16 protein-coding genes are annotated in these 23,412 nt (G+C 54.5%); 3 read left to right on the plus strand and 13 right to left on the minus strand.

Features of this window, described 5'->3' with window-relative positions:
* Positions 1 to 2: 2 nt before the first annotated feature.
* From bcsB (ACS603_RS19250) to bcsR, 4 genes are read right to left on the minus strand one after another with little or no spacing between them, the layout of a single operon-like run.
* Positions 3 to 2,378: a cellulose biosynthesis cyclic di-GMP-binding regulatory protein BcsB gene (gene bcsB, locus ACS603_RS19250; RefSeq protein ID WP_474944733.1), complete on the minus strand. Its 2,376-nt coding sequence runs from the start codon at positions 2,376 to 2,378 to the stop codon at positions 3 to 5.
* Positions 2,379 to 2,388: 10 nt separating this feature from the next.
* Positions 2,389 to 5,004, minus strand: coding sequence for a UDP-forming cellulose synthase catalytic subunit (gene bcsA / locus ACS603_RS19255; RefSeq protein WP_474944734.1), 2,616 nt, complete (start codon positions 5,002 to 5,004; stop codon positions 2,389 to 2,391).
* Positions 5,001 to 5,753, minus strand: coding sequence for a cellulose biosynthesis protein BcsQ (gene bcsQ, locus ACS603_RS19260; protein ID WP_315687220.1), 753 nt, complete (start codon positions 5,751 to 5,753; stop codon positions 5,001 to 5,003). The genes bcsA (ACS603_RS19255) and bcsQ (ACS603_RS19260) overlap by 4 nt, the downstream gene beginning before the upstream one ends.
* A gap of 11 nt (positions 5,754 to 5,764) precedes the next feature.
* On the minus strand, positions 5,765 to 5,953 hold the full coding sequence (gene bcsR, locus ACS603_RS19265) for a cellulose biosynthesis protein BcsR (RefSeq protein WP_014072225.1): 189 nt from the start codon (positions 5,951 to 5,953) through the stop codon (positions 5,765 to 5,767).
* A 172-nt stretch (positions 5,954 to 6,125) separates the two neighbouring features.
* Here bcsR and bcsE point away from each other — a divergent pair, with 172 nt between their 5' ends.
* The 3 genes from bcsE to bcsG are packed head-to-tail and all read left to right on the plus strand — an operon-like array spanning position 6,126 to position 9,551.
* Complete coding sequence (gene bcsE / locus ACS603_RS19270; protein ID WP_474944735.1) at positions 6,126 to 7,688, plus strand: cellulose biosynthesis c-di-GMP-binding protein BcsE; 1,563 nt, start codon at positions 6,126 to 6,128, stop codon at positions 7,686 to 7,688.
* Positions 7,685 to 7,879 carry a cellulose biosynthesis protein BcsF gene (gene bcsF, locus ACS603_RS19275; protein WP_182062898.1) on the plus strand — a complete coding sequence of 65 codons (195 nt, stop codon included), beginning with the start codon at positions 7,685 to 7,687 and terminating at the stop codon, positions 7,877 to 7,879. Before bcsE ends, bcsF begins: the two co-directional genes overlap by 4 nt.
* Positions 7,872 to 9,551, plus strand: coding sequence for a cellulose biosynthesis protein BcsG (bcsG, locus tag ACS603_RS19280; protein WP_474944736.1), 1,680 nt, complete (start codon positions 7,872 to 7,874; stop codon positions 9,549 to 9,551). Before bcsF ends, bcsG begins: the two co-directional genes overlap by 8 nt.
* 50 nt (positions 9,552 to 9,601) lie before the next feature.
* Here bcsG and ACS603_RS19285 read toward each other — a convergent pair whose 3' ends face one another.
* The 9 genes from ACS603_RS19285 to murB form a co-directional block, all read right to left on the minus strand.
* Positions 9,602 to 10,594, minus strand: coding sequence for a family 8 glycosyl hydrolase (locus ACS603_RS19285; RefSeq protein WP_474944737.1), 993 nt, complete (start codon positions 10,592 to 10,594; stop codon positions 9,602 to 9,604).
* A 7-nt stretch (positions 10,595 to 10,601) separates the two neighbouring features.
* Positions 10,602 to 11,084, minus strand: a complete 483-nt coding sequence (gene bcsD, locus ACS603_RS19290) for a cellulose biosynthesis protein BcsD (RefSeq protein ID WP_315687228.1) — start codon at positions 11,082 to 11,084, stop codon at positions 10,602 to 10,604.
* The gene (locus ACS603_RS19295; RefSeq protein ID WP_474944738.1) at positions 11,081 to 15,106 is read right to left on the minus strand and encodes a cellulose biosynthesis protein BcsC; all 4,026 of its coding nucleotides are present in this window, start codon (positions 15,104 to 15,106) and stop codon (positions 11,081 to 11,083) included. The genes bcsD and ACS603_RS19295 overlap by 4 nt, the downstream gene beginning before the upstream one ends.
* Complete coding sequence (gene bcsB / locus ACS603_RS19300) at positions 15,103 to 17,382, minus strand: cellulose biosynthesis cyclic di-GMP-binding regulatory protein BcsB (protein ID WP_315687231.1); 2,280 nt, start codon at positions 17,380 to 17,382, stop codon at positions 15,103 to 15,105. Before bcsB (ACS603_RS19300) ends, ACS603_RS19295 begins: the two co-directional genes overlap by 4 nt.
* The gene (gene bcsA, locus ACS603_RS19305; protein ID WP_315687233.1) at positions 17,379 to 19,484 is read right to left on the minus strand and encodes a UDP-forming cellulose synthase catalytic subunit; all 2,106 of its coding nucleotides are present in this window, start codon (positions 19,482 to 19,484) and stop codon (positions 17,379 to 17,381) included. The genes bcsB (ACS603_RS19300) and bcsA (ACS603_RS19305) overlap by 4 nt, the downstream gene beginning before the upstream one ends.
* 18 nt (positions 19,485 to 19,502) lie before the next feature.
* Positions 19,503 to 20,306, minus strand: coding sequence for a cellulose biosynthesis protein BcsQ (bcsQ, locus tag ACS603_RS19310; protein ID WP_474944739.1), 804 nt, complete (start codon positions 20,304 to 20,306; stop codon positions 19,503 to 19,505).
* A complete protein-coding gene (gene bcsO, locus ACS603_RS19315; protein ID WP_474944740.1) occupies positions 20,297 to 20,803 on the minus strand; it encodes a cellulose biosynthesis protein BcsO in 507 nt (168 codons plus the stop codon). Before bcsO ends, bcsQ (ACS603_RS19310) begins: the two co-directional genes overlap by 10 nt.
* Before the next feature lie 534 nt (positions 20,804 to 21,337).
* Positions 21,338 to 22,300 carry a bifunctional biotin--[acetyl-CoA-carboxylase] ligase/biotin operon repressor BirA gene (birA, locus tag ACS603_RS19320; RefSeq protein ID WP_182062907.1) on the minus strand — a complete coding sequence of 321 codons (963 nt, stop codon included), beginning with the start codon at positions 22,298 to 22,300 and terminating at the stop codon, positions 21,338 to 21,340.
* The gene (gene murB, locus ACS603_RS19325) at positions 22,297 to 23,325 is read right to left on the minus strand and encodes a UDP-N-acetylmuramate dehydrogenase (RefSeq protein ID WP_182062908.1); all 1,029 of its coding nucleotides are present in this window, start codon (positions 23,323 to 23,325) and stop codon (positions 22,297 to 22,299) included. The genes birA and murB overlap by 4 nt, the downstream gene beginning before the upstream one ends.
* Positions 23,326 to 23,412 lie beyond the last annotated feature (87 nt).

Raw genomic sequence — 23,412 nt, forward strand, 5'->3', positions numbered from 1 at the left:
TCTTACTCATGATCCGGGTTAAGGCGACGACGGCTGATGATACGCAGCAGACGCCACAGCACCCACGCCAGCAGTACGACACTCACTGCCGCCAGAATTGCGAGCAGAACCGGGTGGTTTGACAGCGCATACCACAGGCGTTCGAACCACGGCAGATGGCCGACGTAGTACACATCGCCCACGCGCAGGCTATCCACTCCAGACTCACGGATAACGGCGACAGAGCCAAACATGGAGGCACGTTTACCGCTGTCGTTCATCGCGTTGTTGAGCAACTCATAACCGCGCGGGCTATCAGCCAGCAGCGCGATGACGCTACGCTGATCGTTAAACGGAGACTGGAAGCCCACGATTGCCGCCATTGAGCCAGAAGACGATACTTCGGTCTGAACGCTGGCCTGACGGTCGTTCGAATCCGGCATAATGCTTGGGAACTCGGTCTGACGCAGCGGCGTGTTCACCCAGGACTGGGTAGCCTTCACCAGCAAATCAATACGCTTATCATCCTTCAGCTTGTCCGGGATGGAGCCAATCACCATGATGTCAGCGTCTTTGTCCTGGATCTGGCTGCCGTCATCCGTCAGCGTCACATTAATCGCCGGTAAACCTGTCTGAGCGCCCACGGAAGCCATGGTGTCCAGCAGGGTTGTCACCTGGCCTTCGGTTGGCGCTTTTGGCATCACAACGATGGATTCAGAGAGATCCGCCATACGGCTGAACGGGAAGCTGGCATTCGCAAATGCGCGCAGATCCGGCATCGCCAGGAAGTGATAATACCTGGAGAAGTCGATGGTTGAATCATCACCAATGACCACATGGTTCTGCACCGGCTGGAAGGTAATACAGTTATCCACCGAACCACCCGGCATTGGGTTCATGTACTGGAAATTAAAACGCAGCTGGTTTACCGCGCCCAGTTTCAGCGCAGGGATAGAGACATCCGTTTTACCATCCAGCAGCCCTTGTAGCACCGGCAGACGAAGCATTAGTTGGTTGGTGTCCTGGCTACTGGTCAGGCTAAAGGATTGCAGGAACTGGTTGTTCAGGCTGATATCCATGCGCGAGCTGTCTTTGGTTACAGGCGCGGTGTAACGGTATTTCAGGTTGATATCAATCCCGTTGGTACGCATCAGATACAGGTCTGGCGGCAGGTTCAGCGAAAGGCTGATTGGCGATGGCTCAAGCCCGGTCGACTGAAGCTGTTCTTCATAGGTTTTCAGCTCACCAAAGCTAATTGCGCGGTCGGTACGCACCCAGTTAGGCGCATCGTAAGGTTTACGCGCCAGCAGAGGTTTCACGTTGTCGACAGTCACGCTATTGCCACGGAACAGGACGTTACCCTGGGCAATGCCTTTCGCCGCCTGGAGCAGGTCTTTATCATCACGCCCGAACACCACCAGCAGCTTCACATAAGGGTTATCCGGGTGGTTCATAACTTCAACCGTCGGTGCTTTCACCTCCGGGTGGTCGCGCAAGAACGACGGGCGTTTATCATTGGTTGCAAACACAATGGCATTGCGATCCGGCAGTTTATCGTACATCACCGGGAAGCTCTGACCGCGCCAGGCCGCACGTGAACCAAACCATGAAGCGACAATTGTCGCAGCCAGCTGCTGAGTCACATCCGGGGAGGCCGCGAAGACTACCGGCAGCGTGAGCTGGCGGTTATCGCGCGGATCAAAGAATGGCACAGGGAAAGCCGAGAGATCGTTTTTCAGCGCCAGCGACTGATAAGTCATTTGCAGCGAAGTATTACGGCCGACATCCATCCACAGCGTACTGCTGGCCGGGTTTTCGCATACATCGCGATAGTGCCCGACAAACTCCAGACGAACGCGGTTAAAATCGGTGATAAACAGCGGGTTGATAGGTACCTGTGCCAGCGTCTTTTTGCCGAGCTGTTCTTTGGTAACCGGCAACACGTCCATCAACTCATCGTTGAGATAGACCTTAAGCTGGGACTGAACCGGCAGCAGAGAAGGCGACGGTGTGTATTCCAGGTTTAGCATCGCCTTCGACACCACTTCATCGCTGCGCATTCCAAACTCAACGCCGCCGTTCGGGTTGATGCCACGCAGGACCATGCTGCCCGGAGGTGGGGCGATCTGGGCAAAGGTCAGCTTCACGTCCCTGGACGGGGCATTATCCGCCACGACAGGCGCGTTCGCACCACGCACGCCAGGCAAGACGCTGCCGATAGGTTGAGCCGTCCCGTCTGCCGGTTGATTGGACTCAGCGTTATCGGTCGCGGTGACGGTTGGATCGGTTTCCTGCACCACAGGCGTAGCCGTAGTCTCAGGGGCTGCATTCGCCATCATAGGGGGAAGCGCACTCATTCCCATTGCCACTGCACATAACCAGGAAAGTTTTGTTTTCATCGCGTTATCATCATTGTTGAGCCATAACCGGGTCCGATTGCTTCGCCTCTTCCCGCTCAGGTCGGCGTGGAATAAACGACACGACCCAGGAAACCAGCGAGGTAAGTGACCGGAAAATTAATTTCACAGACGACGGGGCAAATTCTGCAAGGTGACGATAGCCACGGAACCCCAGCTTAAGAATATCCAGCAGGCTTTCCAGAGGTTTATCTTCCGGGAAGCTGTCCTGCCAGAGAGCCCACGTATCCGCGCGGGCAAACGTACACTGCACAAAATCGATATGTTGCTTTTTGGTCAGCGGCATCAGTTGCAAACCCACTTCATTGCCTAACACACGCACAACCTGCGTCGGGAAGACGTACTCCTGCTGGCCGCGTTTAAGCAGTAGGTTGACCTTCTGCCCTTCCAGCACTTTCGCCTGGCCGTTGATCTTGATACCCAGACCACCGTCAGAGAAGTCATGCACGGTACAGGAGAAGAGATGACCATCTTCACGGGCAATTGCCGCAGGCATACTGATTTCAACGCGATGCGCGCGGCGCACCTGTTTACTCTCTACCGAAACCGCCACCGCGCCGCCAAGAATAATCAGGTTGTAGAACACCCAAGCCATACTCACGAACACGGTCAGCACTTCGTTTTCCGGGCCGTAGAAGTAGCGCCAGATACCGGCGATAACGCCCACGATATTCAGCAGCACCAGGAAGATATACGGACGGGAGATCACCCAGTCGACATACTCCTCTTCCACCAGGCCGCCCTTCGCGGTGACGTTAAATTTGCCTTTGTGCGGATTAATCAGCGCCACCATCGTTGGCGGGGCGATATACCAGGCGAGCACCGTTTCGTAGATTTCACTCCAGAATGAATGGCGGTATTTACCCTGAATCTTCGAGTTCGTCAGGCTCGCGTGGATCATGTGCGGTAGAACAAACAGCGCAATCATCAGCGCTGGCGCGTAGATGATGTAAGCGTGAAGCAGCAGGAACGCCAGCGGCGCGGTCAGGAAGATAAGCCGCGGAATACCGGACAAGAAGTGGAACATGGCGTTGACGTAGCACAGACGCTGCGCCAGTTTTAACCCTTTGCCCACCAGCGGGTTATCAAGGCGGAAGATCTGCACCATGCCGCGCGCCCAGCGAATACGCTGGCCGATATGGGCTGATAGCGACTCCGTCGCCAGGCCTGCCGCCTGCGGAATACGCATGTAGGCAGACGTATAGCCACGACGGTGTAAACGCAGTGAGGTATGGGCATCTTCGGTGACTGTTTCTACGGCAATGCCGCCAATCTCATCCAGCGGTTTACGACGGATAACCGCACAGGAGCCGCAGAAGAAGGTGGCATCCCACATATCGTTGCCATCCTGCACCAGCCCATAGAACAGCGTACCTTCGTTCGGGGTTTTACGAAAACGCCCGAGGTTACGTTCAAACGGGTCCGGCGAGAAGAAGTGGTGCGGCGTCTGCATCATCGCCAGCTGCTTCTCTTTCAGGAACCAGCCCATCGTCATTTGCAGGAACGAGCGGGTCGGTACGTGGTCGCAGTCAAAGATGGAGACAAACTCCCCTTTGGCATATTTCAGCGCATTATTGATGTTCCCGGCTTTCGCATGTTCGTGGGTAGTACGCGCGATATACTCCACGCCCACTTCCTCGGCGAACTGGCGGAACTCCGAGCGGCCACCATCATCCAGGATCCAGATTTTGAGTTTATCTTTTGGCCAGTCGATACCTAACGCCGCATAAATGGTGTTTTTTACCACCGTCAGGTCTTCGTTGTAGGTTGGCACAAACAGGTCAACAGACGGCCATTGCGTGGTGTCTTTTGGCAGCGGAACAGGCTGGCGATTGAGCGGCCAGATAACCTGGAAGTAACCCAGAACCAGCACAATCCATGCATAGGTTTCCGCAAACAACAGAATCAAACCGCACACCAGGCTGACCGGGTCATCCCAGTTTAGCGTTGAGGTATAACGCCACCAGATATAACGGCAGGAGACGGTCAGTGACAGCACAATCAGCATCAGGGCCGAGAAACGCCCAGGAATACGCCGGACCAGCAGCGCCACGCCCCACAGCAGGATCAGGAAGGTAAACTGCGCCAGCGGGTTAAAGGGCTGCGTGATACAGACCACAGCAAGAATGAGCGAGAAGACGACAATCACGCCGAGGATGAAACGCCTCAAGCCCGGGTGCAGATGCCCAAGTTCTTTGTGGTTATCCAGATGGCTGGTTTTGTGACTCACGCTATCGGGCAGTCTGTTCAGCCATTGATGGTAGCGTTCACGTAAATTCGCCACCCGGTCGAAGCTGCGCCAGCGCGGTGCTTTATGTTCCTGTCGGGGCATGGTGGCCACCAGCCAGACAGCCTGGATCAGATAACGGGCCGGATCCAGCGGCCGCGGCCGGTCGGGATTAATGTGCGGGTAAAGCTCGCTGTGGCGCGCACGAATACGCTGCCAGCGCGGGTGTTCAAGCGGTATAAACATCCATGCCAGGATCATCCAGAAACAGCCAAGCGCAGCGCTTAACACCGATGCGCCGTGTCGACGGTAATGTCGGTAGCGTTCGCTTAAGCGCGCGCTGACCGGTGGGATGAGTAACCAGGTGGACACTCGACTCATACAGCACTCCTGGCAGACTCTGGACGACGAGTGAAGTGCAACAGACACCAGTTCGCCAGTGTAAGGATCTCTTCTGCCGCCAGTGAATCACCACGGTATTCACCGAGTGGCTGTTTGGAGGCGAGACATTCCGCCATCCCCTCGTCACGATGAATAACCATAGGTAACAGGCGGCGCTGAGTTTGCAGCCAAATCTGGTAAAGATCGTCCTGAATCTGGCTGCTGATGCGTAAATCGTTAATCAGAATATGGGCGTCTGCGGGCAACGCTTGCTGATGCAGGCGGATATGACAGTTTGCGTCCACATTCACAATCGACAGAATGTGATCACAGTGGGTAATAAGCTGGCGCGTCAGCGGCGCAAAACCGTGCGGCAGATCCAGCAATATCCAGTCGTAATGGCTCTTTTCCTTCAGGAGCTCCAGCGCGTAGGTGAATTTCTCCAGGGTTTGCTGGCTTGAGGAATAGTTCTCACGTTCTTTTGCAGTCAGATGCCCAAAGGGGAGCAGATCGAGCTGGGAGGTGTAGCGCAGTCCTGCATCCTGCCAGTCTTTCCCGTCAAGCAGCGCGCGCGCCCAGCCATCGTGGTGGTCAAAATCAACGTTGAAAGACATGCGCAGCAAATTATCGGGGCAGGCATCAATAACCAGCACCGATTCACCTAATAACTGTAATGACCACGCCAGCGCTGCTGTAATGGATGTCGTACCGACACCGCCGCGGACGCCCTGTAATCCTAGTATGGCCATCAATGGCTCCCTTATTGTTGTTGGGCAAATTCAGCCAATAAAGGCCAGCGTTTAATAGCCGCTGCCAACTGTTCCCGCTGGGAAATATCGGTGTAATCAATTTCAGGCAATGAAAATGCCTGAGTCAGAGCCAGAAAATCGTTTTGGAATGTGTACCCCAGACTCGAGTCGACGGGGGTTCCGGGTTCGTTATTATGCATTTTCATCTCATCCCATTGAGTAAAATCTTACGATCAGATGTATCGAGGCGTCCTGCCAGGAATTTTCGTTTACATGCTAAATCTGATGTTCTTTAATTTCAATGTTAGGTTTATTTCTACGCTTTCGCTAGTAAACTGAGATACAGATAAATTAGATGAAAAGAGGGACACCGTGGACTCCATATTTTCTATTGGCATCCAGTCATTATGGGACGAATTGCGCCACATGCCAGTCGGAGGAGTGTGGTGGATTAATACGGATCGCAATGAGGACGCTGTAAGTCTGGTTAATCAAACCATCGCCGAGCAGACGAAGGATGCGCGCGTCGCCGTTATCACCATGGGTGAAGAACCGAAGAAAATCATCAAGCTTGAGGATGACCGTGGGCCACAAGCGGTTCAATTATTTTCCATGTCAACCGAAGCAGATAGTCTATACTTTTTGCCCCACGACATTCAGTGTACTCTTGATCCCGATCACTATTTAGTGATTCTTAAATGTTCAAGTAATGCCCTGCAAAATATACCGACTGATAAACTTCTGCACTGGCTTGAAAAAATCAACAGATGGGCGAAAAATCAAAAATGCACGGTATTGGTCGTAAACCCTGGCAGTAATAATGACAAGCTATTCTCGCTTTTAATGGGGGAATATCGTTCTCTTTTCGGTCTTGCAAGTATCCGTGACCAGACCGACAGTTTTCTTTACGATATTGCTTTCTGGTGTAATGAAAAAGGCGTGAGTGCGCGACAACAACTTGCACTCAAACTTATCGAAGGCAATTGGCATGTCGCGCAACAAGAAGAAACCGTAGTGCAACCGCGCAGCGATGAAAAACGCATTCTCAGCCAGATTACGGTATTAGAAGGTGCGCCTGCCCTTTCTGAAAATTGGTCGCTGTTTGACACAAACGAAGCGCTATTTAATGAAGCCCGTACCACTCAGGCCGCCACTATTGTTTTTTCCTTGATGCAAAATAACCAAATCGAAACGCTGGCGCGACAGATTCATATCTTACGCCGCCAGCGCGGCAGCGCGTTAAAAATCGTGGTACGTGAAAATAATACCAGCCTGCGCGCAACGGACGAACGCTTGCTGCTGGGCTGCGGTGCGAACATGGTCGTTCCCTGGAATGCCCCGCTTTCACGCTGCCTGACGCTGATTGAAAGCATTCAGGGCCAGCAGTTTAACCGCCACGTGCCGGAAGATATCTCCACGCTGTTGTCCATGACCCAGCCGATGAAACTGCGCGGCTATCAAAAATGGGACACGTTCTGTGATGCCGTCGGCAACATGATGAACAACACGCTGCTTCCGGCAGACGGAAAAGGGGTGATGGTTGCCCTGCGTCCTGTGCCGGGTATCCGCGTTGAGCAGGCACTCACGCTGTGCCGCCCGAACCGTTCGGGGGATATCATGACGATTGGCGACAACCGCCTGGTGCTGTTTTTATCCTTCTGCCGGGTGAACGATCTCGACACCGCCCTGAACCATATTTTCCCGTTGCCAATAGGGGATATCTTCTCTAACCGCATGGTCTGGTTCGAAGACAGCCTGATCAGCGCCGAGCTGGTGCAAATGCGAACCCTCACACCTGAGCAGTGGGTAAAACCGTTGCCGATGACTGCCGACACCAAACCCATTCTCAATGCTAAACATGACGGGCATGTATGGCGTCGGGTTCCTGAACCACTTCGCTTGTTATCCGGGAATGAGGAGAACGCATCATCATGAATATCAGTGATATTATTCAACTGGTCGTACTCTGTGCGCTCATTTTTTTCCCGCTCGGCTACTATGCACGCCATTCGATGGGCCGTATTCGTAATACCGCCAGGGCGCTGTTTGTAAAACCTCGCTACGTTAAACCAGCCGGAACACTGACACGGGCTCCGCACGTCAAGGCAAACCGAAAACATGACTAACTCTACCTATACCCATTCGGCGCCATCGCCGCTCTGGCAATACTGGCGCGGCCTTTCCGGCTGGAACTTCTATTTTCTGGTGAAGTTTGGTCTGCTATGGGCAGGCTACCTGAATTTCCACCCCCTGCTTAACCTGGTGTTTATGGCCTTCCTGTTGATGCCAATCCCCAGCATCAGGTTGCATCGTTTGCGCCACTGGATTGCCATTCCGGTGGGCTTTGCTCTGTTCTGGCATGACACCTGGCTACCTGGCCCGGACAGCATTATGAGCCAGGGCTCGCAGGTCGCAGGCTTTAGCTCTGACTACATTCTCGATCTGACCGAGCGGTTTGTTAACTGGCAAATGATTGGGGCAGTATTTGTACTGCTGGTTGCCTGGCTGTTCTTGTCGCAGTGGGTGCGTGTAACGGTGTTTGTTGTGGCCATCCTGATATGGCTTAACGTACTGACTCTGGCGGGGCCTGGCTTCTCTTTATGGCCTGCAGGCCAGCCGACAACCACGGTCACTACCACGGGTGGCGCCGCTGCCGCAACAGTGGCAACCGCAGGAGATAACCCGGTCGTTGGGGATATTCCAACGCAGACGTCACCACCAACATCCACTAACCTGAATGCCTGGCTTTCAAGCTTCTATACCGCAGAAGACAAGCGCCAGACCAAATTCCCGGATGCGTTACCTGCTGACGCTCAGCCGTTCGAGCTGCTGGTGATTAACATCTGTTCCCTGTCATGGGCCGATGTGGATGCCGCTGGTTTGAGCTCCCACCCGCTGTGGTCGCACTTCGATATTCAGTTTAAAGATTTCAACTCGGCCACCTCTTACAGCGGCCCGGCGGCGATTCGTCTGCTGCGCGCAAGTTGTGGTCAATCATCGCATAAAAATCTTTACCAACCCGCGGGCAACCAGTGTTATCTGTTTGATAATCTGGCGAAACTGGGCTTTACGCAGCACCTGATGCTGGGCCATAACGGCCAGTTCGGCAACTTCCTGAAAGAAGTGCGTGAAGAAGGCGGAATGCAAGCGCCGCTGATGGATCAGACCGGCCTGCCGGTATCGCTGCTGGGCTTTGACGGTTCACCGGTTTATGACGATACCGCCGTGCTCCAGCGCTGGCTGCAAACCATTGAGAAAGATGCTAACCCGCGCAGTGCTACGTTCTATAACACTCTGCCGCTGCATGACGGTAACCACTTCCCGGGTGTAAGCAAAACGGCTGATTACAAAGTGCGTGCGCAGAAGATGTTTGATGAGCTGGATGCATTCTTTACCGAGCTGGAAAAATCTGGCCGCAAGGTGATGGTCGTGGTTGTGCCGGAACACGGTGGCGCGCTGAAGGGTGACAGAATGCAGGTGTCTGGCCTGCGTGATATCCCAAGCCCGTCCATTACCAACGTACCTGCCGGGATTAAATTCTTCGGTATGAAGGCTCCGCACCAGGGCGCGCCAATTGAGATCACACAGCCAAGCAGCTATCTGGCAATTTCTGAGCTGGTGGCACGTGCGGTAGACGGTAAGCTGTTTGTGGAAGATAGCGTGAACTGGAATCAGCTCACCAGCGGCCTGCCGCAGACTGCTGAGGTATCGGAGAATGCCAACGCTGTTGTTATCCAGTACCAGAACAAACCGTATGTTCGTCTGAACGGTGGCGACTGGGTGCCGTATCCGCAGTAATCAAGACTCCCTCTCCCCAAAAAGGAGAGGGAACTCGTCCGGCCCCAACGTTATTGCCCTGCGAGCCACACCAGCATTTTCAGGCTCGCGGAGTAATAATCATCTTTGGCAGTGATTTCCGGTTCACCAGGCGCCTGCCCCATAGTTAAATCACGCACGGCCAGCAACCCCCCTTCCATCATGTACGGCGCGTACTCATTGGTTGTGACATTCACCCACGCCGGGGTTTGCTCACGGCTGAACTGAGCAAACCAACTACGCCACGGCGTCAGCATCGGGCTTTGTTTGTCAAACCAGGCAATGTAAAGCGGGATACGAATCGCGTCATAGCTCATCCGCGGAGCCCAGGCTTTAGCCGGAACCAGCTTGCCGCCCGCTTCCAGAGACTCCCAGTCTGTTGGCAGATTCGCTTTACCCGACCCCATTTTCCCGAGCAGCCGCTGTCCGTCCTGAATCAGCTCCCGCCAGATCTGTAAATGACTGCGATTGGCAAACGCCTGCCAGGCAGGGAACACAAAGTAAGAAGGATTAAGCACCACTTCACTGTTCAGGTTAAATCCCTGAACGCCTGGCAGCATTACCCGGTATCCCGCGTAGCGGATCACATTATGCGCAATCAACGCTTTGGTGATGCTGTCCGAAGCTGCGCTGTAGCGCTTGTCATGCCACCGGGTGTCGGCTTTCAGCAGCGCCCATGCAATCAGGACATCGCCATCAGATGCATTGTTTTTGTCGGCGACCGGGTTTGCTTCCACCGGGTTATACCGCCAGTAAAACAGCCCATTGTCTTTGTTTTTCAGCGTACTGTCTGTCCACTGCCAGAGCTTGTCGAAGGTGGCTTTATCGTCATTTGCCACGGCCATCAGCATGGCAAAACCTTGCCCTTCCGTATGAGAAACATTGCCATTACCGGTATCAACTATCCGGCCATCCGGCATAAAGAAACGCGCCTTATATTGCTCCCAGGCCTGACCGGCACAGGAGAAAGGCGAAACCAACAAACTCATCATGACCACCAACGCGGCACATGCGGGCTTTCGCATAATCATCTCATTGTGGATTGTGATAGCGGAACTGCACGTCCGAAATGGAAAAGAGACGATCGCGACTCACTGTCACGTGCGCTTTTCCGCCCTGCCCCTGCATCCAGTGGGCATATAATCCCTCCAGTATTGCACAGAAGGCATGACACCAGCGGTTTTGCTGCTCCGCAACACGGCTCACCGGCAGCCCCTGATGACGAAGCGTCAGATCGGTGTCGCGGGTGGCGATATCCACACATCCCCAGCCAAAGCGGGCCAGTTGCCTGTTGATATTCGCCTCCAGCTCGCCCACGGTTTCTGAGGGCTGGAGCGGGTACTGCTCCGCCAGCGCGTGCCCCATCTGGCGCAGGAACGGCTGGCTTTCATGTTCGCCGACGTTACTCACCATTCCTTCGACCATCAAGGCCAGCAAATCAAACCAGCCTTCTGGCGTTTGCTGCCCACGAAACCAGCTCATCAGCGCAGGATTGTCCATATTCTGTGTCATCACTTATCTCCCAGCATGTAGCGGAAATAGAGCCCCGCCGTACTTTCGTTATAGCTGCCAAAGGTGTCATAACCGACGTTGCCGCCAATGGTCATATCTTTGTTGACGTTGTAATCCACCCCTGCGCGAACCGTGTAGCCAATACCGTTTTCCGAGCTGCTCTTGTAGCGGGCCTCTTTGGCGAAACCACTGGCGACCGCCCCTTCAAGCAGCTCCTGCCAGGCGTCTTTCGTCGGGAAGTAGTCGCTGCTGTCCTGGCTATACGATTGATAACCAACGGAGCCACCCAGTTTCAGTTTCCAGTTATCAATTTTCTGGGTGTAATCCACCGGCAACGCTACGCTGACGTAGTTCTGCGGGCTGAAGTAACCGCCCTGGCCGAAGGTGAACTGGCTCAGGTTTTTCGAGAAGTCCATCCAGCTCATACTCAGTCCGGCCTGCACCTGACGGAGATCGTCATGATAAGGCCGCAAATAGACCCCGGCACCTGCGTTCACGCTGGTATTGCTCGCCACATTCTCTCCAAGATAGCTGTAGCCCCCGCCGCCAACGTAGAACCCGGCATCGCCATCGTCATAACTGAGCTGTAGGTTGCCCCCATTTTTGGTGACACGCCCCCAGCTCTTGCCAGAGTACTTGTCTTCCAGGCCAACATAAGAGAGCAGACTGTCGGTTACGGCGCGACGTTCACCGGTCAGGATAAGCGAGAGGTAATTGGTGAGTTTCGGCGACCATTTCACCCCGCCAACCAGCGTACTCAGGTCCTGCCCAAGCGGCGTACTGCCGATGTCCATACGGTAATCTTTACCGCTCAGCGCCATGCTCAGCTCTACGCCGTTCGCTTTTTGCGAATCCGTTGAAACATCGCCTGGCTGGCTGACGTTTGGCTTGCGGCTGGAGGCTTCAAGATATTCACCGACCGCCCCGCCATCGTAAGCGCCAAGCTTCGCCAGATTGAGCTGCCCATCGGTGCTGGTCAGGTTAAAGTCGTTCGCATTTAGCGTGCCGAGAGAGTCGATCGTCGCCATTTCAGGATGACTGGCGAGATACGTTGCCCTGTCGGTATCACTCATCGCCGCCAGGGATTTTTGCTCGTTGGTGACGGTCGAAATCACGTTCGAGGCCGCATTAGCCAGCGGGTTTGAACCAAAACGACGCCACGCATCACCGCTGGCGCTGCCTGCACTGAGCGTGACCGGGGTTGCGGTAAATTCGAAGCGCGACTCGCCAAACGGCGAGCTGGACCAGGTAAGCGGCGCTTTCGCTTCCGTAAGCTTGCTGGTTCCCGATTCACCGTCACGACCACGAATTTGTACGCCGCCCTGCAACCAGGTGCCGGTTTGATCCTGCATCTGCAGCATCATGTCATCCACCTGACGCAAGGTACGGCTCTGAACAGTTTCTTGCGGCAGGTCGGTCCGGGTGGTGCCTGGCAGCGTAGACCCCGGCTCACGCGCGGTTTGCGCCAGTTGCCATGGCAACGCGCTTTCGCTGGACACCGTGGCTCCCGCCGCCTGAGAGGTACGACTGGTGCTGACAAACGGGTTGTCTGCCAGCAACAAGCCACCCATCGTCGGCGTGGCGGCGCTGTTGGTAGACTCCAGCCCCACCAGCTTGCCGCGCGCGCTACGCAGATACGTCATCGCCTGCTGGTGATTACCCTGCGCCTCTTCCAGACGCGCCAGCAACAGCAAACGCTGCGGCGAGTTGTTGGTTTGCAGCCCATTAGCCAGCTGTTTCGCCTTCACGACATTGTCTTGTGCCAGCGCAACATCGATTGCGCCCACGCGCGCATCCTGATCCGGCGTATCGCGCGTCATCAGGTAGTCATAAACCACGCCCGCTTCTTTGTTCATTTTGCCGGTCTGGTAAAGACGCGCCATCGCAAACATCAGATCGGTATTCTGCGGATCGCTTTGCAGCGCGCGGATCAGTTTGTCGTAGGCTGCCGCATAATTACCCTGTTCGCGAAGCTGATCCGCTTCGTTGATCACATAGCCATTACGCACGCCTGCCAGTTGGGTTGGCGTACTGCGTGAAAGCAGTTCCGGGTTTGCCAGGAAGCGCTGAGCTTCGCCGTTCAGCCCGGCCTGGTTCAGTACGGCAACCTGATCGGCATAGTCGCCGGCATTGCCCTTCACCCCGTCGTTCATGTTGTTGCGAACGACCGATACCGCTCCCGTGAGGTCGCCGCTTTGCGCCAACATCCTGGCCAGCTTGCCTGCATCTGCCGGGCTTTCCGGTGGACGAGACGACAAGGTTTTCAGCGTGTTGGCCGCCGCAACTCCATTGCCCTGCGCCAGATAGCGCTCAGCGGTAGCCATTTGCAGGTTGTAATTCACCCGCTGCGAGAGCTCACGCATTTGCGGTGTCTGGCTGGCGGGAGAAACCCGTGACAACAATGTTTGTGCCTGCTGCCAGGCATCGTTTTCACTGGCAAACAGAGCGGATGCATACAGTGCACTGGCTCCTGCCCCCGGGCGTGACGCAGGTTGCATCACAGATGCCGCTTCACCATCAGCCCCTGATTTTTGCAGCAGACGCGCCAGATCAAGACGCAGCCACGGATCGTCCGGCAAACGGGCAACACCCTGACGCAGAATAGCGATAGCCTGTTGCGTATTGCCGCTATCGACAGCCTGTTGCGCCTGACGACGAACAGGATCTCCCGGCAAACCGGTCACCACACGCGGCTGAAGCTTCGCCTGAAGCGATGCCGGTAAGGTTCGTAATATGGCCTGCGCGTCATCCGTTTTGTTTTGCTCTTTCAGGACGTAATAGAGATTTTCGCGCGCCGCGCCGTTTTGCGGTTGGTTGTTCACCATTTCACGCAGGATTTGTTCCGCCTGCGGGTAGTCTTTGTTATGACGCAGCACATCGGCACGGAACAGTTTGGCAGCCGTCCCCCGCTCACCTGTTTGCTGGGCCAGAGGTGCGGAGAGCACGAGCGCCTGGCTAATATTGCCCTCTTTCAGCGCCTGCTGAGCCTGGGCAAGCTGGCCGTAAAATGCCGCGTCATCTGCCTGAGCTTGTCGCTGTGCAGAGGCGTCACCGCCCTGACTGGCCGCACGCCCCAGATACTGCGCCGCTGCCTGATAATCCCCTTTGCGCTGTGCGATATACCCCATCCCGGCCAGGGCATCGGCATCCTGCGGGTTGGTTTGCAGCACTTGCTCGAACTGGCGCTTTGCGGCATCGGTATTGCCGCTGTTCAGGGCGGTAAAACCTTCGCCTTTTGCCGCACCGCCCACGTTTTTGCGGTAGTACGCCTGCACTTCGCTGTCCTGCGGATGGCGCTGCAACCAGGTATCATAAAACTGTTCATCGCCCGGTTTTGGTCCCAGCCATAACAGCGCCTGACGCAGCCCGGCATCGGCATCTTTGCTGCCGCTGGCCATCTCCTGCAATTGCATCATCCCGTCACGGCGCGTCTCTTCCCGCCAGGTAAGCATTTTTCCCAGCGCCACGCGTGCCGCGTTATCCTGCGGATTCTGTGCCGAGAAGCGCTGTAATTCTGCCAGCGCCTGAGGATAGAGCGCTTTGTCACTGCCCATAGTCAGGTAGTATTCCGGCGCAAGGCTCACCGGGGGAGTATCGCCATTAAACAACGTTTTCCAGGTATCGAGCGCCGCAGGAATATTGCCGCTACGTGCCTGCTGACGCGCCAGAGTTAACGTGCCCTGTGGCACCTGAGTCATCTGCCTGGCGTTATCCAGCGCCTGTAATCCGGCATCATCTGGCGAGACTTTCGCCAGCCGTGCACGCCACTGGGCCGCGGTTTGTAAATCGCCATTTTGCTGCGCCCACAATGCCATCAGATAGAGTGCCTGGGTGTTATTGGCATCCACCATCAACACTTTTTTCAACGACTCACTGGCGAGATCATCATGGGATTTTTCATGCCAGTAATTTGCCTGGTCGAACAGCGCTTTCAACGCAGCATCGTTTTGCGCCGCAAATGCCGTCGTACTAAACGTCAGCACACCGGAAAGGCAGATAGCCGATTTAATTGTTATTTTTTTCACTTTCCTGTCTCCGGGTTCAGGCGCTTATGCGCACGCTTTTTCAGGAAGGCATAAAGCGCCAGTCCGGTCAGCGAACTGATAATCAACCCAAGAATGGCCAGCAGCGCCGAATGCTGGTTGGCATACCAGACAATCATCATTTGCATCGGCATTTGCCCGCTCGGGAATTGCGACCCGACGCGGAAACTGCGTACACCGTTTTCGTTGGTGATAATCGCCGCATCGCCACGAATACCGGCGTTGATGCGTGCTGAGGTTAAATCCTCATGCAGGCGTGAAAGCTGATCGTCATTGCTGCCCAGCGCCATCACCACCAGTCGGTCACTGTTCCACGGCGAGCGGAAGCTCACAAACCCGCGCCAGGCTTCGTTGGAAGAGAAGTAGCGGTCAGCGTCGACGCCATCGGACGTCCAGTCTCCGGTGAGCCACCGTTGCAGCTTCTGCCAGGTTGTCGGCTCACGCACGCCCAGGGTGTTGTCATGCGAGGTAAACGGCGAACTGCTGAGCAGCGCCTGGTTGAAGTCATGCTGAGCCATCCCACTGACGGCAAGCACATCGCGGGTACGCAGCAGCTCCAGATTGCCGCCCGCCGCGGGCACGCCCATCACGACGCGGTTGTTGTACAGTGCAGCACCGGTGGCGTTACCAGAGCGCGCCGCCATGTCCAGAAGCGTCGCGACCTGGGTTTCAGTCGGGTGTTCCGGCAACATCAACACTGTTTCCGAGTAATCAGCCATACGGGTGAACGGGAACGATGCGCCGACAAAGTAAGAGAGGTTTGGCATCAGCGCGAAGTGACGCGTATGGCTCAGATCGATCCACGAATCCTCGTCAATACGGCTCTTGATGTTGTTATTCAGCAGCACGCTGCACGGGGCGTTCTCTTTTGCCGTAATGTTGAAATAGAGCGAAAGCTGGTTGTCGCCGTAAATCATGTACGGCTCCAGCGGCATATCGAATTTCTCCTGCCGCGCATCGCCGCCCACCTTGTGCCAGAGGGTTTCCAGCGCACCTTGCTTGTTCACTGGCAGGTTATGCAGGAAGGTGTCGTTGAGCGTCATGCTGAGCCAGGACTTGTTTTCGTCAATCCAGTTTTCGGTCGGGAAACGATAGCCAATGTGCAGCGGGATTGTTTCGCCATCCCACAGGAACAGATCGGGAGCTGCACGAAAGGCAACGCGCAGCGGCGGATGCCAGATCCCGGTAACGGTCAGGCTTTGATCTTTACGGATCAGCTCTGAAAGCTTCACCGGACGATCCGTTGGGATCCATCGCGGGGCATCATAAGGTTTGCTGACAGGGATCTTTTGCACCGGCAGCGAGATACTGGCGGTTTGCAGTGCAAAGTTACCGCGCGTCAGCCGCCATGCCGCCGTGCGCAGCGCGGCTTCATCCTTACCCACAACCAGCAACAGCTTATAAACCGGGTTTGCCGGGTTATCGACGATTTGCAGCATCGGCTGAGTGGTTTGCGGCAATGTCATACCGCCAATCTTCTCGCCGGGATGACCAATCAGAATGCCGTTTTTCTCTGGCAGCGTGTCAGTCAGCGCGGCAAACGAGACACCGCGATAATCTGCCTGAATCCCCAGCCAGGAAGAGATCAGTGCCGCCGCGCTGAGCGAATCGCTGCTAAGACTTGCCCCAAACGCAAAGGCGATGGTGGCTGGCGTCATCTGCATACTGTCAAAGAACGGGCGCGGGAAGTGGCTCAAATCAGCGCCAATATCCAACTGCTGCCCTTCCAGTTCAAAACGGGAATCAGGCAGGACCGTAACGCGATATTTGTCCGTCAGATCACGCTGGCACTGCATCGCATCACCATCGTTAATCTTAAAGCTCAGGCTGTTGCTGGAGACCAGCAGCGCAGAGGGAATATCCAGCTGGAATCGCGAAACATCGCTCTCTTCCGCTCCCAGCGGCACAGTGCCAAGCGGTTGCCCGTTGAGCATCAGCTGCATAGTGGCATTACGCGTGGCCATCGCCGGAGAAACTTTCAGATTCAGTAAAAGCTGGGCGTTAGTGACCACCTGATCGACCGGCAGGGTAAAGCGTGTACCGCCCTGCAACTGGCCGCCGCTCAGCACAATCCCCTGCGGTTGCCCCATTTGCGCCACGCTAATGGTGTTCACCGAGGTAGGGGCAAAGGATGCAGCAGGCGCGGCTGGCGCAGGCATTTCAACCGGCAATAACGACGCTACTGTGGTTTCCTCACTGTGCAGTGGCAGCGCAAACAACGACGCCGCCAGCAGGGTGAGTGTTGTCAGACGTTTCATGCGTTGCCGTCCTCCTGAACCTGTACTTTTGCCTGCACGCGGCGGTTTGCCCGGCGGGTTTTCCAGGTCATCCAGAACAGTTCGAATACACAGCGAACAATGGTCGCCAGCGAGCGGAATGGATTGTCCTGCGGTTTCGGCGGCTGGATCCACGCATCGGCGCGCGCCAATACCACCCGCACCAGTTCGCGGCGTCGTGACAGCGGGATATCGTCGAACATCAGGCGGATATAGCGTTCATCCGTCGTGACAACTTTCACCGGAATGCTGATCGCCCCTGATTGCAGCAGCAGCTCAATTTCTTCAATCTCATCCGTCAGGTGACGGTCGTCTGGCAGCTCAATACGGCAGCCGCCCATTGACAGATCGGCCGTCTGGCTACGGGAAGAGATACCGCTGGCGTAGTGGATAAGCACCGGAATGGTGACATCAATACGAATCGTTTTGCGTGTCTGACGCGTTTCACGCGCCACCGCAATGGCGGCCAGCAGGAAGATCAGGCTGTAGAGTCCCCAGCCCACGTTAAGTGCGATAACGCGTGGATCAACGCCGTAGTAGTCATGCGCGAAGGCGCGGACAATCCCCGCAATCACGCCGATACCAAGCAGAATGGCAATCACCAGATGCGGCCGAACAACCCTGAAATCAAAATACCCGACGTCCAGCAGAGCGCCCTTGTCGGTCACGTTAAACTTGCCGCGTTTCGGGAAGAGCATGGTGACAACCGTTGGCAACACCAGATGAAACGCCAGCACCAAATCGTAGATTTCACCCCAGAAGCTGTAACGGTAGCGCCCGTTCATGCGCGAGTTGATGTAGATCGCCAGGAACAGATGCGGCAATGCGTACGCGAAGACCAGGCTCGCCGACGAGTGAATGATATTGAGGTTGAACAGCAGATACGCCAGCGGCGCGGTTAGAAACGCGATGCGCGGTAAGGCAAACTGGTAATAGAGCATTGCGCTCAGGTAACACAGACGTTGCTGAATCGTCAGGCCACGGCCAAACAACGGGTTATCCAGACGGAAAATCTGCGTCATTCCTCGCGCCCAGCGGGTACGCTGAATCACATGTAACACCAGACGCTCGGTCGCAAGACCGGCAGCCAGCGGAATATCCAGGAACGCCGATTTCCAGCCCAGACGCTGCATCTTCAGCGCGGTGTGAGCATCTTCGGTAACGGTTTCCACAGCAAAACCGCCGATCTCTTCCAGTGCGCTACGACGAATAACCGCACATGAGCCGCAGAAGAAGGTCGCGTTCCAGTTATCGTTACCCTGCTGGATAGGGCCATAGAACAGCGTGCCTTCGTTCGGGATATTGCGCCCGACAGAAAGATTACGTTCAAACGGATCTGGCGAGTAGAAGTAATGAGGCGTCTGCACCAGCGCCAGTTTTGGATCTTTAAGGAATCCACCGACTGTTGCTTGCAGGAAGATGCGCGTGGCTACGTGGTCGCAGTCGAATACGGTAATCAGCTCGCCCTGAGTCAGCTTCATCGCATGGTTGAGGTTACCCGCCTTGGCATGAGAATTATCGTTACGCGTGATGTAACCCACACCGACATCCGCCGCAAACACCGCAAACTCCCGGCGTTTCCCGTCATCAAGCAGGTAGATCTTCATTTTGTCGCGCGGATAATCGATACACTGCGCCGCAAGCACCGTATCGCGCACCACTTCCAGCGATTCGTTGTACGTAGGAATATAGATATCAACCGTTGGCCACAACGACATGTCATCCGGCAAAGGCACAATTTCGCGTTTTAGCGGCCAGATAGTTTGCAAATAATTCAGCAATAACAGCACCCAGACGTAGACCTCTGCCAGAAATAACCCCATGCCGAGGATGGTTTCAATCTCTGAATTAAAATGCAGCGTTTGAGTCAGGCGAAAATACATATAGCGGGTAGACATCAATAATGACATCACCACCATAATCACTGAAATGCTTCGTTTTTTACTGAAGCCCATTAAAAACAGCAGGCCGATGCTAATCAGGCCAAATATATACTGCTTTTGGCTATCCATCGGGGTAATGACAACCAGCAAGGCAACAGGAACCATTGCCAGTACCAGCAAAATTAAGAGCAACTTTTTCATAGGAAACCCTGCGTGGAATTAGAACCCCGACATACGCGGAAGGGTATGAACCGTACCGTCACCCACTTTCACCCCGAGGATGCCTGCAACTTTTTTGGCGATAAGCTCAATGTCGAAAGCCGCTGCGGATGCCGGGCTAAAATCGAAAACGGATTGCTGAGAAGCGTTGGCTTCACCTACGCTTTCATCCCGGTGAACGACGCCAAGCAGTTTTTCACCCAGCTTGTTCTCGACAAAGGCCGTCACATCGCGGCTGATTTGGCGGCGGTTGTCGCTCTGGTTAAGCACGAAGTAATGACCTGATTTCTGATTGAGTACCCCACCCGTCAGGCGCTGGTGTTCAATTTGCGGCAGAAGCGATAGCGAAGCTGTATCGGCCAGTAACGTCACCAGATGGAGATCGGCCAGGCGGGACATCGCTTTCAGCGCAGGCGTTGGTCCAGGAGGAAAATCTGCGATGATAATCAGTCCTGGATAGTTCAACAGCGTACTCAGACCTCGGGTCAGGAAGTGCTCGTCGTGAGTGAGGCGTTCTTCAAACGCCAGACGCTGTGGTTCGGTCGCATCGCCATAAGGCAGGACAAAGATATTGCCCCCGGCGGTCAGCACAAACTGGCTCCAGTCGGAAGACTCAGCGGCCCTGGCAACGTAGCCACGGCTGTCGGAAAGGGGTACCCCAAAGTGCAGGCGCAGCGCATTTTGTACATCAAAATCCAGAGCCAAAACTTTGCTCCCCGCGCGCGCGAGTGCATACGCCAGATTGGCGGTCATGGTGGTTTTACCCACGCCACCTTTCGGTGAACAAACGCAAACTAACGGCATGTGGCAATCCTTTCCAGCAGTGAATTTAATGGCTGGTTTTTCTCAGCCGCAGGGACAGGTTTTGTGGTCGCGGGGGCAAACAGACGAGTAAAATCGACAGGCCCTTGTTCCGGCTCGGTGACGGGATGTGATACCTGCACCCGGGCAGATGTGGGTGTCGGCATGGCTGGAGCCTGCCGGGGTGTTGACGCCAGTTGCTCATCTACCCCTTGCAGGATCGAGGACACGGGCGTGGGTGCAGGCTCGGCAACAAGAACCTGTGGCACTGGAGTGAGTTCGCTCACCGCAAATGTCTCTTCCGTGACCGGCTGAGGGGCCGACAATGAAACATGTCCGCCGGCGGCGAGTGAATTAACTTCAGTGGCAGGAAGAAGCTGGTTGATAATCGCCCAGCTTCCCTGTTCCTGCGCATGGCTCTGAGCTGAAAAATCCTTAAAATCAAGCGACTGACTACGCGTTTTATCCTTAAATCGCTGCAAATCATCATAATGATTCATAGTTATACTCATGATTTACAAAACAATAATGCACCTGCCACGGCTAGAATTCAGTGGTCATGTACGATCAATGGATGTATTTATTCAGGTGTAGGGGCACAGTAACGTTACGGTTATACCGTACGCATATTATTGGCGTGTATAAATTACAGCTTTACTTCCACGCGACTTATTATCGGCAATAGCATTAACATCAATAGTACACATGCTATCTGTTTTTTAAGGTAAAAAATATGCAGGGGTTTTGACTTGATATCACCATCATAATGGCATTTATAATTAAATAGCCATCATTAAGTAGAGTATTAAATCAATAAAAACGCATATAGTGGCATTAAAATCCAATTAAGACGATTCTTACTTTAATAGCTTGTTACTCTGAGAAATATTTAGAAATACTTTTTCATCGTTACTTTTTAATAATTTAGCTTAACTCTTTCTTCTGGCTGAAATTATCTCCTGCCTACTATTTTCAGGAGGGGGGGAGATAACCACACTGACAGGCAAAAAAAGGGAGCCTGTGGCTCCCGGAATTTATTCAGCACTGCGTAACGAGATTTCACCGCCTACCCAGGGCTTAATCATGCCATCCTGTTCAAGAAGCAACGCGCCCTGCGCATCAATTCCGCGCGAGATACCGTAGATCTCCTTCTCGCCAATCAGCAGTTTTACCGGACGGTTGATAAAGTTATCCAGTTTTTCCCAGCGAGAGAGGAACGGTGCCAGCCCTTCTTGTTCAAACAGTGATAAGGAGTCGCGAAGCTCTTTAATCAGACGTACTGCAAGCGTGTTGCGATCGATGGAGATCCCCGCTTCCTGTAGATTAGTCCAGGCCTGGTTTACCACATCGGTCTGCACATTACGCATCACCAGGTTTACGCCTGCGCCAATCACGATCTGTGCAGCATCGCCGGTTTTACCTGTTAGTTCGACCAAAATGCCGGCGAGTTTACGATCCTTAAGATAGAGATCGTTTGGCCATTTAACCCGGACTTTATCCGCGCCCAGATCATGCAGAACTTCGGCCATCACAATCCCGATGACCAGACTCAGACCAATAGCAGCAGCTGGCCCCTGCTCAAGACGCCAGTACATAGAGAGATACAGGTTGGCCCCAAAGGGTGAGAACCACTTACGGCCACGACGACCACGTCCCGCCTGCTGATATTCCGCTACGCAGGCATCACCCGACTGTAGCTCGCCCAGGCGATCCAGAAGATACTGGTTGGTTGAGTCAATAACGGGCAGCACGGCAACCTTTCCATGTTCAATCTGACTGCCGATCAGCTCTTCATTCAGGAGCTGAATAGGCTCTGGCAGGCTGTAGCCTTTTCCCGGCACCGTAAAGACATCAACACCCCAGTCGCGGAGAGTCTGAATGTGCTTGTTGATGGCGGCACGACTCATCCCCAGGCGCTCGCCCAACTGTTCGCCAGAATGAAATTCACCATCAGCAAGGATGCCGATCAGGGTTAATGGAATGGTATTATCCTTCACGCAATGGCCTCCACAGCATTCACTTCACCGGAACGGCCAATGAAGCGGACTTCAGGTTCGAGCCAGACGTTGAATTTTTCACCCACACACTGACGTACATGGTGCGCCAGCTGCACAACATCGCTGCCGGTCGCATTGCCCTGGTTAATCAGAACCAGTGCCTGCTGGCGATGCACTGCGGCACCACCCATCGTGACACCTTTTAACTGACACTGATCGATGAGCCAGCCCGCAGCCAGCTTAACGCTGCCATCGGCCTGCGGATAATGTGGCGCAGTTGGCCAGCCCGCGAGAAACGCTTTTGCATTTTCGCCGCTGATTACCGGGTTTTTGAAGAAACTACCCGCATTTCCGTTCACTTTCGGATCGGGGAGTTTGGTCATTCGCATGTGGCAAACAGACTCAAACACTTCACGCGCGGTTACAGTTGCCGGGTCAAGACGCGTCAAATCACCATAGGTAAGAATCGGGTTCCAGTTTTTCGTCAGGCGCAGGCCAACGGCCACAATCACATAGCGATCCTGATATTCATGTTTGAAAATACTGTCGCGATAACCAAAACGACACTGTTCAGCGGTCAAACGCAGAGCGTTCCCTGTTGCCAGTTCGATGCAGTCGACATATTCACAAACATGTTTAAGTTCAATGCCATAGGCACCGATATTTTGAATGGGTGATGATCCTGTACAGCCCGGAATCAACGCAAGGTTTTCCAGGCCAGGCATCCCTTTTTCAAGGGTGTATTGCACCAGATGATGCCAGTTTTCCCCGGCACCAACGTGCAGATGCCAGCTATCGGCGCTTTCTTCGACATCAATACCCATGATGCGGTTGACGATCACGGTACCTGCAAAATCGTCGAGAAACAGGACATTACTTCCTTCGCCCAGAATTAATACAGGTTCACTGTTTTCTGTTGCGTTTTGCCATGCAGCCAGCAGTTGCTGGGCATTTTCGGCACGTACAATTTCGTTAGCATTCCGCTGAATACCAAAGGTATTCCAGGGCTTAAGGGAGTGATTCATAAACGCTATCCTGATGCAAAAACCGGGATAGTTTACCGTATATAGGGAAGGATAGGTGATTAGTTTATGGATACCGGGAAGGGAGAA

Source organism: Enterobacter sp. Li2LvB3, from assembly GCF_056156645.1.

Bases quoted from the DNA above. Each gene is read 5' to 3' on its own strand.
- bcsB (WP_474944733.1), bottom strand. From the start codon at position 2,378: ATGAAAACAAAACTTTCCTGGTTATGTGCAGTGGCAATGGGAATGAGT.
- bcsA (WP_474944734.1), bottom strand. From the start codon at position 5,004: ATGAGTCGAGTGTCCACCTGGTTACTCATCCCACCGGTCAGCGCGCGC.
- bcsQ (WP_315687220.1), bottom strand. From the start codon at position 5,753: ATGGCCATACTAGGATTACAGGGCGTCCGCGGCGGTGTCGGTACGACA.
- bcsR (WP_014072225.1), bottom strand. From the start codon at position 5,953: ATGCATAATAACGAACCCGGAACCCCCGTCGACTCGAGTCTGGGGTAC.
- bcsF (WP_182062898.1), top strand. From the start codon at position 7,685: ATGAATATCAGTGATATTATTCAACTGGTCGTACTCTGTGCGCTCATT.
- bcsG (WP_474944736.1), top strand. From the start codon at position 7,872: ATGACTAACTCTACCTATACCCATTCGGCGCCATCGCCGCTCTGGCAA.
- ACS603_RS19285 (WP_474944737.1), bottom strand. From the start codon at position 10,594: ATGCGAAAGCCCGCATGTGCCGCGTTGGTGGTCATGATGAGTTTGTTG.
- bcsB (WP_315687231.1), bottom strand. From the start codon at position 17,382: ATGAAACGTCTGACAACACTCACCCTGCTGGCGGCGTCGTTGTTTGCG.
- bcsA (WP_315687233.1), bottom strand. From the start codon at position 19,484: ATGAAAAAGTTGCTCTTAATTTTGCTGGTACTGGCAATGGTTCCTGTT.
- bcsQ (WP_474944739.1), bottom strand. From the start codon at position 20,306: ATGCCGTTAGTTTGCGTTTGTTCACCGAAAGGTGGCGTGGGTAAAACC.
- bcsO (WP_474944740.1), bottom strand. From the start codon at position 20,803: ATGAATCATTATGATGATTTGCAGCGATTTAAGGATAAAACGCGTAGT.
- murB (WP_182062908.1), bottom strand. From the start codon at position 23,325: ATGAATCACTCCCTTAAGCCCTGGAATACCTTTGGTATTCAGCGGAAT.